Here is a 13084-nt window from a genome sequence, read left to right as displayed (position 1 = left end):
TCGCCGATCCACTTGAACCAGAAGTCGCCGCCCTTGCCACCGACACCGTCAGCGCCGACCTGGTGATGGACTGGGCCGAGTTCCGCTACCCCTCGCTGTTCCGCAGCCAGACCACCACGCTGGCGCGCCAGCGGCCCGACAGCTTCCCGCTCAGCTACCAGGGCGTGGACTACGCCGTGCGCGCCTACCCCAACGAGCGCTACCTGGGCATCACCACCGCCGGCGGCGTGTACGGCCTGGGCGACTTCACCAACGGCCAGCTCGTCGGCTTCGGCACCACCGCGGCCTTCGCGGCGCAGGTGCTGGCCGAGGCGCAGCCGCAGACCGTCAGCGTGATGCTGGTGTCCGACGTGGGGCCCGGCGAGCAGTTCCGCTTCGTGCTGGGCGCGGTGCCGGCCATCGTCGGCCGCAAGGGCGAGGCGGTGGCCTTTGCCGGCACGCTGCGCAGCGGCAGCGCCTACGCCGTGGCGCAGACCGACGGCCCGCGCAGCTGCACCGCGTCGACCAACCGCAGCGGCACGGTGGGCTTCCGCGACATCGTCGTCACGATGGACTGCGGCCGCCCGCCGGGCCAGAGCCTGCTGGCCGGGCAGCTGCACGCGCCGGTGGGCACCACGGTCACGCTGCAGCTCAACGGCGGCGCCGACATCAGCCTCACCATGCCGGCCTTCGCCGGCTCGGCCGACGCCTACAACCTGCTGCCCTTCGGCTTTGCCACCGCGCTGCCCGACGGCACGGCCTACCAGGTGACGGTGAGCTCGGCGCCCGCGGGCCAGGTGTGCTTCGTCTACAAGGGCGCCACCGGCACCATGCCGGTGGCCCTGGGCGCCCTGCGCGTGGGCTGCGAATGGCGCGACGACCTGGTCAGCCGCAGCACCGACAACCAGTTCCGCGGCAGCTACTTCCGCAGCAACGGGCTGGTCATCGGCGGCGCCGCCGGCGCGGTGGGCCGCACGGCCGACGGCTATGGCGAAGGCCGCTTCGTGGCCTTCATGTCGTCGGATGCGGGCCTGGGCGGCTCGAAGGGCGCGCACCGCCAGATCTTCTGGCGCGACCGCCTCACCGGCGAGACGCTGATGGTCAGCACCGACGCCGCCGGCGTCGAAGGCAACGCCGACAGCTTCGCGCCGGCGATCTCGGCCGACGGTCTGACCGTGGCGTTCGAGAGCTATGCCACCAACCTGGTGGGCAACGACGGCAACGGCGTGCGCGACGTCTTCGTCTGGTCGGCCAACAACCGCCAGCTCGGCGCGCAGCGCGTCAGCGTCGGGCCCGGCGGCGTCGAGGCCAACAGCGAGAGCTTCGAGCCCACCCTGTCGGGCGACGGCCGCCGCGTGGCCTTCACCACCGGCGCCAGCAACCTGACCCCGGGCGTGTCCAGCACCACCACCGTCAACGTCGTGCTGCGCGACCTGGGCGCCGGCACCAACACCCTGGTGTCGGCCGATGCCACGCGCAAGGGCGTGGGCGGCTCGCGCCCTGCGCTGTCGGAAGACGGCAACCGGCTGGCCTTCTACTCGTTCTCGGCGGCGCTGGTGCCCGGCGACATCAACAGCCTGTGGGACATCTTCGTCTACCAGGTGGACACCGCCGCGCTGCGCCGAGTCAGCTTCACCGGCAGCGGCGGCGAGCGCAACCAGGGGCAGGAGAGCACCAGCCGCGTGGTGGCGCCGGCCATCTCGGGCAACGGCCGCTACGTGGCCTTTGCCACCACCGCCAGCAACATGGCCGCGGCCGACACCAACGCGCTGCAGGACGTGTTCGTGGCCGACCTGGACACCGGCGCGGTGCAGCACGTGAGCGCCGGCGTGGGCGGCGTGGCCGGCAACGGCGACAGCCCGGTGGGGCAGGGCGAGCGCGTGGCCCTGTCGTACGACGGCCGCTGGGTGGCCTACACCACGGGCGCCACCAACCTGGGCGTGCAGTCGGGCCAGGTGGTGCTGCGCAACCTGGACAGCGGCGAAACCCGCCCCATCGGCGTGGCCGGCGGCGGCTCGGCCCACGTGGTGCTGTCGCGCGACGCGGCCTATGTGGGCTTCGGCCACGATTCGCGCGTCGATCCGCGGCCCGGCGCGGTCTTCAACGGCAGCGGGCTGTTCGTCGAGATGACCGGCCTGGCCCGCGCCTGGTGGTGGTTCGAGTGATCGGCTGAGGCCGCCGCCGTGCGCCGCTGGCTCGACATGATCGCCGCCGGCCAGTCGGCCCGGCGCATCGTGCTGGACGCCGGGCTGCACGCCGCGGCCGGCCTGATCGACCGGCTGCCGCCGATGCAGCGTCGCATGCAGGGCGTGCGCCTGATCGAAGACCTGGCCTACGCCCACCACGGCGGCGAGGTGCAGCGGCTCGACATCCTGCAGCCCGCCGGCCCCGGCCCGCACCCGGTGATCCTGTACCTGCACGGCGGCGCCTTCGCCGTGGGCTCCAAGCGCACGCACCGGGCGGTGGCCGCCGCCTACGCCGCGCGCGGCTACCTGGTGTGCAACGTGGACTACCGACTGGCGCCGCAGCACCCGTTTCCGGCGGCGGTGGAAGACGCCTGCGCCGCCTGGGCCTGGGCGGTCGACCACGTGGGCGCCCATGGCGGCGATGCGCAGCGCATCGCGCTGGCCGGCGAATCGGCCGGCGCCAACCTGGCCCTGGCGGTGGTGCTGGCCTGCGCCACGCCGCGGCCCGAGCCCTTTGCCGCGCCCCTGTATGCGCGCGGCGTGCGGCCGGTGGCCGCGCTGCTGTACTGCGGCTTTCTGCAGGCCAGCCAGCCGGCGCGCTACCGGCGGGCCGGCGTGTCGGCGCTGGCCGCGCGCGTGGCCACCGACGCGGCGCGCTCCTACCTGGGCGCGGCGGCAGACCAGCCCGGCCCAGCGCAGGCCTTGGCCGACCCGCTGTGCGTGGTCGAGGCGATGGCCGCATCGCCCGGCCTGCCGCCGATGTTCGTCGCCGCCGGCCTGGCCGACCCGGTGGCGGCCGATTCGCAGCGGCTCGACGCCGCCCTGCGCCGGCTGGGCACGCCCTGCAGCGCGCACTGGTACGCCGGCGAGCCGCACGCCTTCCACGTCATGTTCTGGCGCGACAACGCCATCCTCTGCTGGCGCGACAGCTTCGCCTTCCTGCACCGGCATTTGCCCGTGCGCATGCCCGCGGCCCCGTCAGGGGCCCACACTGCCGACACCTGAGGGACAATTCCCCTCGCACCAGGAGCCCCACCATGCCCATCTTCGAATACGCCTGCCAGGACTGCAGCCACCAGTTCGAGGCCCTCGTGCGGTCGGACACCGTGCCCGAGTGCCCGAAGTGCCATTCGGTGCAGTTGGAAAAGCTGCTGTCGGTGTTTGCCACCGCGGCGTCGGCGCCCGACGCCGCGCCGGCCATGGCCGGCCCCTGCGGCAGTTGCGGCAATCCCAACGGCCCCGGCAGCTGCTCGCCCAGGTAGCGCATGCTCTGCGNCCCCCCCCCCCGAGCCCTGCGGTGGACGCCGACGACGCGCGCGCCCTGCGCCGCCTGCTCGACACCCGGCCGGTGGCCGCGCTGGCCACGCTGCACCGCGGCGAGCCCGCGGTGTCGATGGTGCCCTTCGTGCTGCCGGCCGGCGAACTGCGCCTGTTCATCCATGTCAGCGCGCTGGCCACCCACACCCGCGACATGCACGACCACCCGCGCGTGAGCCTGCTGGTGATGGCCGACGGCCACGACGGCGTGGCCCCGCAGGCGCTGCCGCGGGTGGCGCTGCAGGCCGACGCGCTGACGCTGCCGCGCGACCACGCCGACCACGACGCCGCCCGCGCGGCCTACCTGGCGCGCTTTCCGGATGCGGCGGTCACCTTCGAGCTGGGTGATTTCTCGCTGGTGGCCCTGCAGCCGGTGTCGGCGCGGCTGGTGGCCGGCTTCGGCCGCGCCCACGGCCTTCGGGGCGAGCAGCTCACCGCCTGGCTGCAAAACTGAGCGGCCACCCGTTGCCCGCCACCCCACCCGAGGAGACGCCATGACCGACGAGACCCTGATGCCCGGCGCCGAGCCCTTCTTCTTTGCGGGCAACGACATCGGCGTGCTGGTGTGCCATGGGTTCACCGGCACCACGCAGAGCATGCGCTACCTGGGCGAGCAGCTGCACGGCGCCGGCTACACCGTGATCGGCCCGCGCCTGAAGGGCCACGGCCAGACGCCGCAGGCCATGGCCCGCACCACCGCGCAGGACTGGATCGATTCGGTGGACGAGGCGCTGGCCGCGCTGCGCAAGAGCTGCTCCACCATCTTCATGACCGGCCTGTCGATGGGCGGCACGCTGACGCTGTACACCGCGGCCACCCACGCCGGCGTGATCCGGGGCGCCATCCCCATCAACGCCGTGGTGCAGATCGGCAACCCCGACATGGCCGGCGTGGCCTTTGGCCACGGCCTGCCCGACACCGTGCCCGGCATCGGGTCTGACATCAAGAAGCCCGGCATCACCGAGGTGGCCTACCGCGAGGTGCCGGTGCCGGCCTTCCGGCAGGTGTATGCGCTGGCCGCGGTGACGCACGACCTGCTGCCCCGCGTCACCTGCCCCACGCTGGTGATCCAGTCGCGCGAAGACCACGTGGTGCAGCCCAGCAACGGCCCGCGCATCGCCAGTGGCGTGGGCTCGAAGCGCGTGGAACTGCTGTGGCTCGACGACTCGTACCACGTGGCCACGCTGGACAACGACAAGGAACTGATCGCCCGCGAGGCCATCGCGTTCATCCGGTCGATTGCCGGCAGGTAGCCGCGGGCGCCGTCTGCCGCGCCGCCATGGAGGCTATGGACCCAGTCCGCGCCCATGTGGCCGTCTGGTCAGAGCCCAACGCGGGCCGGCGCGCCGACCTGCTGCGGCAGTGCTGGACCGAGCAATCCGAGATCATCGGCCCGGGCTATTGCTTCAAGGGCCATCAGGCGGTGCTGGATGAGGCGGCGCGCTTCCACCGGGACCAGCCCGGCTGTCGCGCCGTGGCCACCATCGCCTTCGACCGGCACGGCCGATGGGTGCGCTTCACGATCGCGATGGTGAACCCGCAAGGCGAGGTGGTGCAGGAGTGGTGGGACGTGGTCGAACTGGACAGCGACGGGCGGATCGCGCGCGTCATCACCTTCTGGGGCAGGCTGTGATGAACAGCGTGCGCAGGTAGTCGTCGCCGCGCCGCGTGATGCGCCCGAACACGGTCCTGCCGTCGTTGGAGTTCTGCCGCGGCACCAGCCCGAGCCAGGCACCGAACTGCCCGGCATTGCGGAAGCCGAGCTGCACGATCCCGAGACTGGCTCGATCGGGTGTCAGAAGTCGGAGTGGTCCGGCCACCCGGAGTCGGCATATGCCGCCCACTTGCCGTCGCGCCGAAGAGCATCTCGATCGGGCCAATAGCAGCCTCCCGGCGCATGCTCGGACCCCATGGCCAAGTGCTAACCTGGCCCGCACTGGGCATCGAACCTCACGCCGCCCACTGAAGGCCGCCGCTGCGCTTCAGGTCAATGAGGCTTATCTGGCGCGGCCCTCACCGTGCCGCTCCGTGCACGACCGCGGGCGCGTCGAATAAGCGCTATTGATTGGGCTGCATCAATCCTGCTCCTGATTCGCGACATCGCTCAGCCGCGAATAATGCCGAGTGAGTGCGGCTTGGGTGCGCTGGCTGCGATGACGAGGCGCTGAAGGATCGAGCGCAGGTTGAAGCGCCGGTTGAATCGGTACTGGAACTCTCCGAGGTAGCGGTGTGCGTACTTGGCGAACTTGAACGCGTGGTAGGTGCCCGACAGCCCGGTCTTGAGGTTGCTCAGGACGGTGTTGACGGCGCGGAACTGCGGCAGCTTCACCGCTGCCTTGCCACCGCCGGTGACGACGCGCTCATGAACCCCGGCCTGCTCGGTGGCGATGAAGCAGGCCAGGCCATCGGAGACAACGGTCAGGGGACGCTGGAGCGATCGGGCAGCGAACGCCAGCATCGCCTCACTCGTGAAGGGCTGCAGGCTCAGGCACGTCAGCACGGCCTTCCCAGTCTCTGTCGTTTGCACGGCGGCGACGAACGACACCTTGTTCTCCGAACCGCGCCCGACCTTGCCTCCCGAGCGCTCGCCGCCCAGGTAAGCGTCGTCGATCTCCACCCGACCGGTCAGCTGCCGGCCGTCCTCGCGCAGCCGCATGACCTCCATCAGCTTGTGCTTGAGCAGCCAGGCCGTCTTGTAGCAAACGCCCAGGTGGCGCTTGAGTTCGAGCGCCGAGACATTGTTCTTCGCCTGGGTCAGCAGGTGCATGGCCAGGAACCACAGCGACAGACCGAGCTTGCTCGACTCGAAGATCGTGCTGCTGGTGGCGCTGCATTGGTGCCGGCAGGCCGAGCACTGCCAGTACGGCCGGCCCTCCCGGGCAAAGGAGCTATGCACGCTGCAGCCACATTCAGGGCACACGAAGCCGCGCGGCCAGCGCGAGGCAATGACCGCCGCCTCGCACTGCTCATCCGTGCCGTACTGCGACATGAACTCCACCATCGACAGCCCCCGCTGGAACTGGATTCGATTCATGGCCATGGATCACCCCCGAAGTTGGTGACTCCACCATCAACCCTAGCTGGCTCATATGGTGAGCTACAACGGGCATGGCTGAGCAATGTCGCGAATCAGGACCATCTTTGCGGAGCGAGGCGTCTGGAGAATTAGACGAACGCCATAGATGCCTAACTCCACGTTCAATCGGAGCGCCAACGGCATGGCACCGTGGCCACCCTTCCGCGTGGGCATTATCACCTTGAACGTTATGCCGCAGAACCAGATGTTGCCTGCCGTAGTTGCCCCGACACTCCAGTACGAGATGTCGTTCCTCGACATGGTCCGAGAGTACGAGGCGGTAGAGCCAACGAATGCCTCGATCTACCTCGCAGCCAAGGACGGATTCGCTGCATACGTCCAAGACCTGAAGAATCAAGAGTTTGGCCACAAGCTTCCTGCCGGTTGGGTCCCGTGCTCGCATCGGTGGCTTGTACAGAATCGTCAGGTACTCGGCGTGGTGCGCGTACGTCACCACATCAACACGGCCTTCCTCGCCGCCGAGGCTGGGCACATCGGCTACGACGTGCGTCCGTCTGCCCGACGCAAAGGCCTTGGCCACTGCGCCATGCAGGCAGCCCTTGCGGAAGCCCGTGCTCGCGGGATCAAGCGCGCGCTTCTATGCGCTGGAGAAGCCAACCATGGTTCCCGGAGGATCATCGAGCATGCCGGAGGGCAGCTTGAGTCAACAGTGTTCTCAACCTACTGGAACGAGCCGCTTTGCCGCTACTGGGTCCTGCTCGCAGCTGAGGCCTGACGATTCGCTCAGCCGGAGCGCAAACGGCAAGCCACCTGGCCCAGTCTGTGGCGCGCTACATTCTCCACAGCGCGGGCCTGGCGCCCTGCTGCCGGTTACCTCGTATCACGAACGCTAGGCGACGGAAGCCACCCCCCACTCATGCCGAGAGAAACCTACTTGCTCTACGCGCTCATCGTCGCGTGCGAGGTTGGCTTCTGGGTCATGCTGCTGCTGGCCCTCGCTGTCCGTTACCTTCTCCGGAAGGAGCAGCTGAGCCGCGCACTCCTCCTCTGCCTTCCGCTGATAGACCTTCTGCTCTTGTTCTTCACGGCAACAGACTTGCGTCGGGGCACGACAGCCACGTTCGCGCATGGGCTGGCCGCTGCCTACATCGGCTTCACCGTCGCGTTTGGAGGCATGGCCGTGAAGTGGGCCGACGCGCACTTTGCCCACAGGTTCGCGGCCGGTCCGGCGCCCACGAATGCTCCCTCCCGCGGGTGGGAGCTCGTCATCTACGACCTCAAGCTATGGGGACGGTGCATCGTGGCCTGTCTGATCACGATGGTCCTGGTCGAGGCACTCGTCCAGTTCGTCGGTAACAGCGAAACCACGCTGCCTCTGTTGGCATGGCACAAGCACGCCTTTGGCTGCATCGTGCTTTGGTTCTTCTTCGGTCCCGTATGGAGCCTGGCAACAGCGTGGCGACGCGCACACTGACGCCTGGCCACTCGTTCAACCGAGGCCCCAATGGCGGGCAACCAGGGCCCGGCCTGTGGCAGGTCGTGCCTCATCAGAGCCCGGGCCTGGGCCACCTGCCGTCGTTGACTGGGTAGTTCGAACGTTGGGCGGACCGGAGCAACCACGTTGGAAAGGAAGGCATCGTGAGCACTGTGGAAGGTGGCTGTCTCTGTGGCAGTGTCCGCTTTCGGGTCAGCGGAAGTCCGAATCGCGTCGGGGTTTGTCACTGCCTGGACTGCCGAAAGCACCACGGGGCTCTCTTTCACGCATCTGCCATCTTCCCTCGAGAGGCCGTGTCCGTCGTCGGCGCCACGGCCTGCTATGCCGGTCGCTGCTTCTGCCCAACCTGCGGCTCATCGGTCTTCTCTGGCAGTGGCGACGAACTCGAAGTTCATCTGGGTGCGCTGGACGCCCCTGATCAGTTCATGCCCACCTACGAACTCTGGACGGTGCGTCGCGAGTCATGGTTACCACCGTTCCCCGGTACCAGGCTTCACGAGCGCGATGGCGACGACGGTGATGGAAGAGAACAACCAGTGGCCGAGTGACAGAGTCCCTCACTCCTGAGGGTCAACGCGAGGCGCGAGTGTGGCCTGACCCTTCGGTCCGGCGGACCGCCGTCGGCAAGCCGCTTGGCCCGCGCGCCGGTTCAGGCCATCATCCGCTTCGCCCAAGCGGGCGCCAACGGCAGGCCACCCGCACCCGTCCTTCGCGCGTTGTGAACATGCAGTGCCCCAAGCTGTCGCTGTCGTCAGCACGTGCAGGGTACCCACCCATGGAGATCAGATGTTCGACCACGTCAAGTTCGGTGTCCGCGACTATGAGGCCAGCAAGGCGTTCTATCTCAAGGCACTCGCGCCGCTCGGCGTGGTCGCGGGGGCAGAAGGAGCGCCGTCCTACGGCATCGAGCTCCATGCCCAGGGCGGGGAGGTTTCGCTCTGTCTCTTCCACACCCACGAGAAGCCTGCGCACCTGCACCTGGCGTTCGTCGCCTCGACACGCGCGCAAGTCGAGGCCTTTTATCGTGCTGCGCTGCAGGCTGGCGGAAAGGACAACGGTCCACCGGGCCTCCGGCCGCAGTACCACGCGGGCTACTTCGCAGCCTTCGTCATCGATCCGGATGGACACAACATCGAAGCGGTGTGCCATGAACGCGAGGCCTGATCCCGCTCATGCGGAGCGCCAACGTCAGGCAGCATGAAGGACCATCCGCAATGTCTGCACCATGAACTGCGGATTGCGGGTTCGCCTGAACGAATCCACTCCAGCGCTTGAACGTGAGTGGTCAAGGATCGACGAGTTGTGGCGAGAAGGCCTGCGCACCTCTGAAGGCCCTTTCCTCGCCGGGCGGCACTTCACCGCCGTGGACGCGTTCTTCGCGCCATTGGCCTTCCGAGTCCAGTCCTACTCGCCCAGCCTGTCGCCAGAGTCGAGCGCCTACGTGGGTCGAATGCTCTCGCTCCCGCACATGACCGACTGGTACGACGCCGCCCTGCGCGAGGTGTGGCGCGACGAGGCGCATGAGCAAGAGGCGCGGGCTGCAGGCGAGTGGCTGGTCGATCTTCGTGCCAAACTCCCAAGTGCCGTTTGACGGGTCGTTCAATCGCAGCGCCAACGGCTGGCCACCAGGCCCGCGCGAAGCCTTGGTTCATCATGCGCCGCGCGGGCTTGACGTCCATCCGTCTCCCGGTTGAATCTGCGACAGGCGCACCAATGCCGATGACACCGCCTCGGGCCCATGGCGTTGCGGTTCGCGAACCACAAGGAGGGCCGCGATGCCAGCGCCTCGGGTGATCTTCGTCAGCCAGAAACAGGCAGAGCGCATGCGCCCGCCTGACACCGCCGTGCTGGTCTCGATCACCGACCACCGCACACCAGAGGCACGCATGCGAGTGGGTTGGGCCGCGGTGCTCCGGGTGCGCTTCGACGACGTCGACCCCGTCACCTTTCCGGGCCAGAACCTCGACCTGACGCCAATGTCATTGGGTCAGGCGACCGAGGTCGCGCAGTTCGTCTCCATGCTCGGGTCAGGTTGTACCCGTGTCGTCGTGCACTGCAAGCATGGCATCTCGCGCTCCGCAGCGGTCGCCAAGGCTGTCGCCGCGAAGATGGGGGCCGCCTTCCCGAAGGACTACCGGGAGTACAACAAGCACGTCTACGCGTTGGTCTCACAGGCCCTTGGGGTGGCCCAAGAGGTTTGACCACCCGCTCAAATCGACGACCAGCGGCTGGGCCGCCACCCAGGCTGGCTGGCGGCACGGGTTCGTTGTCGCCAGCCCGGGCAGGCCGCCCGCGGCAGGTGGCGAGTTGGCTCGATTGTCAGGGCGCTGTGGTGTATCTTGCGCCTGTCCGGCCCGGCATTGCGCCGTCGTCCGCATCTCACGCCGAACGCAAGGTCGCATCAGGCGCCACCAACCCCCGAGGTCGCACCATGGAACCGATCGAGAGTCGCTCAGATTCGAGGCGTAAATGGCTGGAGGCCAGCCCACCTGCGGTGTTCTCCGCCATGAGCGATCCCGACCGCGTGGCCCGATGGTGGGGGCCCGACGGGTTCACCAACACCATCCACCAATTCGAGTTCACGCCCGGCGGACAATGGCTGCTGACGATGCACGGCCCTGATGGCAAGCACTACCCGAACGAGAGCCGCTTCACGCGCATCGTGGCCGACCAGATCTTCGAGATCGAGCACCTCAACGGGCATCACTTCTTTCTCACGATCGAACTGGTGCCAGTGGATGGGGGCACCGAGGTCCGGTGGCAGCAGACCTTCGACACCGCAGAACACTACCAGCGCATCGCAGAGTTCGTGGCGTCGGCGAATGAGCAGAATCTCGAGCGTCTCGCGGCTGAGGTCGACAGGGCGACGGGTGCCGCGTCTCCGCAATGACTTCCCCCGAGTGTCAGGCGATGTGTTTGATAGGGGCTGTTGGAACTCTTCCCTCGAGTGCCTGCCGTTCATGCCCGATTGGCCGCGCCGGCTCCGAGAACGCTCAACAAACGTGCAAGGTGATCCCAGCCAAGGAAGGCCCCGCATGCCCGACCTGACCGCAGTCTTCACCGAGCTCAGGGCCATCATGGCGCCGTACGCCGCCCAGCTCGATGTGAAGAAGGACGACCCGTCGGAGCTGTATGTGGACACCCTGCACCTCCAGAAGAACAAGAAGCCGTTGTTCTTCGGCGCGGTCCAGCTCAGGAAGTCCTTCGTGAGCTTTCACCTGATGCCCGTCTACATGAAGCCCGAACTGCTCCAAGGGCTGTCGCCGAGCCTCAAAGCGCGCATGCAGGGCAAGTCGTGCTTCAACTTTTCCGAGGTCGACGAGTCGCTGTTCAAAGAGCTGGCGTCACTTGCAAAGGCGGGCTTCGCCAGCTACAAGGCGCAAGGCTTCGTGTAGCCCGAACGCGGGCCGCGCGTCCCGCGGGGTGGCACGCGCATGTCCAACGCCAGGTGTCACGAACCCACCTTCCTCCATGCCGGCCATGTTCGACAGTCTGCTGAAGCTAATCCCCGGAAGGTCGAAGCCCGAGGCGGCCGCCGCAGACGCGGTGTTCCAGGTCGACCCACTGGCCACCCTGGTGCTGCCTGGGGCCGAGCCGTTCGATTTCGCCGCGACGCTTCAGGTGGTGCAGGGCCTGCCGGTGCCCGACTGGACCGAGGTGCGCGCCTGGGTCGGCTCCCTGCCAGACCCGGCGGCGCAGGCCGAGGCGTGGGCCAGGGCCGAACTGGCCTGGCTGGCGCACCTGCAGGCGGCGCTCGGCCCGCAGGTCCACGTGGCACGGCACCAGCACGCCCTGCTCCTGTCGAGCCTGGAGCCCAGGGTGGCGGCCGCCACCGTCCAGTTCATGACCAAGACCCTGGCGCGCATCGAGAAGGTGCTCGAAGGCGTCGCCAGGGCGCCGCAGTGGGGCAGCGACATCCTGCTGGTGTTCGATGACCCCGAAACGTACTACCGCTACGTGTCTCGCTACTACCCGGACGACGGCGAGTTTGCCTTCAGCGGGGGCATGCACATCCACTTCGGCTGCGGCCACTTCGCCACCTTCGCGGCAGAGTTGCACGCGATCGAGCCCGTGATCGCGCACGAGATGACACACGCCTGCGTGGCGCATCTCGCCATCCCGGCCTGGTTGAACGAGGGGCTGGCGGTCAACACGGAACGCCGGCTGTGCCCGCCGGGCGCGCCACAGCACACGCCGCAGCAACTCCACTGGATGCACCAGCACTTCTGGACGGCCGATCGAATCCAGGAGTTCTGGGAAGGCAGGTCCTTCCTCCGTGCCGATGAAGGCAACCTGCTGTCGTACGACCTGGCCCGCATCCTGACCGAGCAGTTCGCCGCAGACTGGCTCCACTTCAAGGCCTTCGTGCACGGCGCGGCGGTCGAGGATGCCGGGCGCGCGGCGGCCGAGCAGGCCTTTGGCGTCGACCTGGGCAAGACCGTCTGCGCGCTTTTCGGCTTCGACGCATCCGACGACTGGTCGCCCCGCCCGCAGTGCTGGCAAGGCCAGCCCGAGCGCGGGGCCTTCAGCCTGGCCCACGGCCGGCTGGGGCCGGGCCTCGCGCTGTCGTCGCCCGCCCGCCCGCCGGGCCTCACCCAACCCCCAGCCCAAGCGAGCCTGTCGTGTTCTCTCACATCTTCGTCGGCACCAACCACTTCGAGCGCGCGCTCGCCTTCTACACGCCGCTGATGCAGGCGCTCGGCATCGAGCCGCGTTTCTGCGACGGCCAGCGGCCCTGGGCGGGCTGGCAGTCCAGCCCCGATCCGCGGCCCCTCTTCGTCATCGGCAAGCCCTTCGACGGGAAGGCGCATCAGCCCGGCAACGGCCAGATGACGGCCTTCCTCGCGAAGGACAGGGCCACCGTGGACCGCGCGCATGCGGTGGCACTGGCCCACGGCGGCGCCTGCGAGGGCCCGCCGGGCCTGAGGCCCGGGTACCACCCCGACTACTACGGCGCCTACTTCCGCGATCCGGATGGCAACAAGCTCTGCGTGGCCTGCCATCGCCCCCAGGGCTGAGCTTTGCCGACACCGGCCGTCTGCGCTAGGCTCATGGCCCCGCCCCTGCCCA

16 protein-coding genes and 2 pseudogenes are annotated in these 13084 nt (G+C 68.5%); 16 read left to right on the top strand and 2 right to left on the bottom strand.

Features of this window, described 5'->3' with window-relative positions:
• The 6 genes and pseudogenes from EOINJALH_RS03040 to EOINJALH_RS03015 form a co-directional block, all read left to right on the top strand.
• Positions 1-2144 (top strand): annotated as a pseudogene (locus EOINJALH_RS03040) (PD40 domain-containing protein); the annotation flags it as partial.
• A gap of 18 nt (positions 2145-2162) precedes the next feature.
• The gene (locus tag EOINJALH_RS03035; RefSeq protein WP_088278838.1) at positions 2163-3170 is read left to right on the top strand and encodes an alpha/beta hydrolase; all 1008 of its coding nucleotides are present in this window, start codon (positions 2163-2165) and stop codon (positions 3168-3170) included.
• 32 nt (positions 3171-3202) lie between these two features.
• Positions 3203-3427: a zinc ribbon domain-containing protein gene (locus EOINJALH_RS03030; protein ID WP_088278837.1), complete on the top strand. Its 225-nt coding sequence runs from the start codon at positions 3203-3205 to the stop codon at positions 3425-3427.
• 35 nt (positions 3428-3462) lie between these two features.
• Positions 3463-3936, top strand: coding sequence for a pyridoxamine 5'-phosphate oxidase family protein (locus EOINJALH_RS03025; RefSeq protein WP_088278836.1), 474 nt, complete (start codon positions 3463-3465; stop codon positions 3934-3936).
• A 40-nt stretch (positions 3937-3976) separates the two neighbouring features.
• Complete coding sequence (locus EOINJALH_RS03020) at positions 3977-4735, top strand: carboxylesterase (protein ID WP_088278835.1); 759 nt, start codon at positions 3977-3979, stop codon at positions 4733-4735.
• Positions 4736-4770: 35 nt separating this feature from the next.
• A complete protein-coding gene (locus tag EOINJALH_RS03015) occupies positions 4771-5115 on the top strand; it encodes a nuclear transport factor 2 family protein (protein ID WP_088278834.1) in 345 nt (114 codons plus the stop codon).
• On the opposite strand, the pseudogene EOINJALH_RS03010 reads toward EOINJALH_RS03015, so the two are convergent.
• Positions 5108-5221, bottom strand: a pseudogene (locus EOINJALH_RS03010) (transposase); the annotation flags it as partial. The gene EOINJALH_RS03015 and the pseudogene EOINJALH_RS03010 sit on opposite strands and share 8 nt — an antisense overlap.
• A gap of 365 nt (positions 5222-5586) precedes the next feature.
• Positions 5587-6522, bottom strand: a complete 936-nt coding sequence (locus EOINJALH_RS03005; RefSeq protein ID WP_088278833.1) for an IS1595 family transposase — start codon at positions 6520-6522, stop codon at positions 5587-5589.
• Between the two features lie 142 nt (positions 6523-6664).
• On the opposite strand from EOINJALH_RS03005, the gene EOINJALH_RS03000 reads away from it, so the two are divergent.
• The 10 genes from EOINJALH_RS03000 to EOINJALH_RS02955 all read left to right on the top strand — a co-directional run bounded on the left by EOINJALH_RS03000 (position 6665) and on the right by EOINJALH_RS02955 (position 13032).
• A complete protein-coding gene (locus EOINJALH_RS03000) occupies positions 6665-7294 on the top strand; it encodes a GNAT family N-acetyltransferase (protein WP_088278832.1) in 630 nt (209 codons plus the stop codon).
• A gap of 159 nt (positions 7295-7453) precedes the next feature.
• On the top strand, positions 7454-7993 hold the full coding sequence (locus tag EOINJALH_RS02995; protein ID WP_144289833.1) for a hypothetical protein: 540 nt from the start codon (positions 7454-7456) through the stop codon (positions 7991-7993).
• Positions 7994-8157: 164 nt separating this feature from the next.
• Positions 8158-8562, top strand: a complete 405-nt coding sequence (locus EOINJALH_RS02990; protein WP_088278830.1) for a GFA family protein — start codon at positions 8158-8160, stop codon at positions 8560-8562.
• A gap of 238 nt (positions 8563-8800) precedes the next feature.
• Positions 8801-9178, top strand: coding sequence for a VOC family protein (locus tag EOINJALH_RS02985; RefSeq protein ID WP_088278829.1), 378 nt, complete (start codon positions 8801-8803; stop codon positions 9176-9178).
• Positions 9179-9239: 61 nt separating this feature from the next.
• Positions 9240-9605, top strand: coding sequence for a glutathione S-transferase C-terminal domain-containing protein (locus EOINJALH_RS02980; protein WP_144289832.1), 366 nt, complete (start codon positions 9240-9242; stop codon positions 9603-9605).
• A 184-nt stretch (positions 9606-9789) separates the two neighbouring features.
• The gene (locus EOINJALH_RS02975; protein ID WP_144289831.1) at positions 9790-10215 is read left to right on the top strand and encodes a dual specificity protein phosphatase family protein; all 426 of its coding nucleotides are present in this window, start codon (positions 9790-9792) and stop codon (positions 10213-10215) included.
• 230 nt (positions 10216-10445) lie between these two features.
• Positions 10446-10904 (top strand): SRPBCC domain-containing protein, encoded by a 459-nt coding sequence (locus tag EOINJALH_RS02970; RefSeq protein ID WP_088278826.1) that lies wholly within the window; start codon positions 10446-10448, stop codon positions 10902-10904.
• A 145-nt stretch (positions 10905-11049) separates the two neighbouring features.
• The gene (locus EOINJALH_RS02965) at positions 11050-11409 is read left to right on the top strand and encodes a hypothetical protein (RefSeq protein WP_088278825.1); all 360 of its coding nucleotides are present in this window, start codon (positions 11050-11052) and stop codon (positions 11407-11409) included.
• Between the two features lie 85 nt (positions 11410-11494).
• The gene (locus EOINJALH_RS02960) at positions 11495-12703 is read left to right on the top strand and encodes a hypothetical protein (RefSeq protein WP_144289830.1); all 1209 of its coding nucleotides are present in this window, start codon (positions 11495-11497) and stop codon (positions 12701-12703) included.
• On the top strand, positions 12637-13032 hold the full coding sequence (locus EOINJALH_RS02955) for a VOC family protein (protein WP_088278823.1): 396 nt from the start codon (positions 12637-12639) through the stop codon (positions 13030-13032). The genes EOINJALH_RS02960 and EOINJALH_RS02955 overlap by 67 nt, the downstream gene beginning before the upstream one ends.
• The last annotated feature ends 52 nt before the right edge of the window (positions 13033-13084 follow it).

Source organism: Ideonella sp. A 288 (assembly GCF_002198735.1).
GTDB lineage: Bacteria > Pseudomonadota > Gammaproteobacteria > Burkholderiales > Burkholderiaceae_C > Pseudaquabacterium.
Note: the sequence above shows the minus strand (reverse complement) of the source record. Positions and strands in the feature narration are given on the sequence as shown.

What these genes read in the sequence shown, in the direction of transcription:
- EOINJALH_RS02985 (WP_088278829.1), top strand. Translation starts at nt 8,801, where the DNA reads ATGTTCGACCACGTCAAGTTCGGTGTCCGCGACTATGAGGCCAGCAAG.
- EOINJALH_RS03020 (WP_088278835.1), top strand. Translation starts at nt 3,977, where the DNA reads ATGACCGACGAGACCCTGATGCCCGGCGCCGAGCCCTTCTTCTTTGCG.
- EOINJALH_RS03000 (WP_088278832.1), top strand. Translation starts at nt 6,665, where the DNA reads ATGCCTAACTCCACGTTCAATCGGAGCGCCAACGGCATGGCACCGTGG.
- EOINJALH_RS02970 (WP_088278826.1), top strand. Translation starts at nt 10,446, where the DNA reads ATGGAACCGATCGAGAGTCGCTCAGATTCGAGGCGTAAATGGCTGGAG.
- EOINJALH_RS02980 (WP_144289832.1), top strand. Translation starts at nt 9,240, where the DNA reads ATGAACTGCGGATTGCGGGTTCGCCTGAACGAATCCACTCCAGCGCTT.
- EOINJALH_RS03005 (WP_088278833.1), bottom strand. Translation starts at nt 6,522, where the DNA reads ATGGCCATGAATCGAATCCAGTTCCAGCGGGGGCTGTCGATGGTGGAG.
- EOINJALH_RS03030 (WP_088278837.1), top strand. Translation starts at nt 3,203, where the DNA reads ATGCCCATCTTCGAATACGCCTGCCAGGACTGCAGCCACCAGTTCGAG.
- EOINJALH_RS02960 (WP_144289830.1), top strand. Translation starts at nt 11,495, where the DNA reads ATGTTCGACAGTCTGCTGAAGCTAATCCCCGGAAGGTCGAAGCCCGAG.
- EOINJALH_RS03015 (WP_088278834.1), top strand. Translation starts at nt 4,771, where the DNA reads ATGGACCCAGTCCGCGCCCATGTGGCCGTCTGGTCAGAGCCCAACGCG.
- EOINJALH_RS02965 (WP_088278825.1), top strand. Translation starts at nt 11,050, where the DNA reads ATGCCCGACCTGACCGCAGTCTTCACCGAGCTCAGGGCCATCATGGCG.
- EOINJALH_RS02975 (WP_144289831.1), top strand. Translation starts at nt 9,790, where the DNA reads ATGCCAGCGCCTCGGGTGATCTTCGTCAGCCAGAAACAGGCAGAGCGC.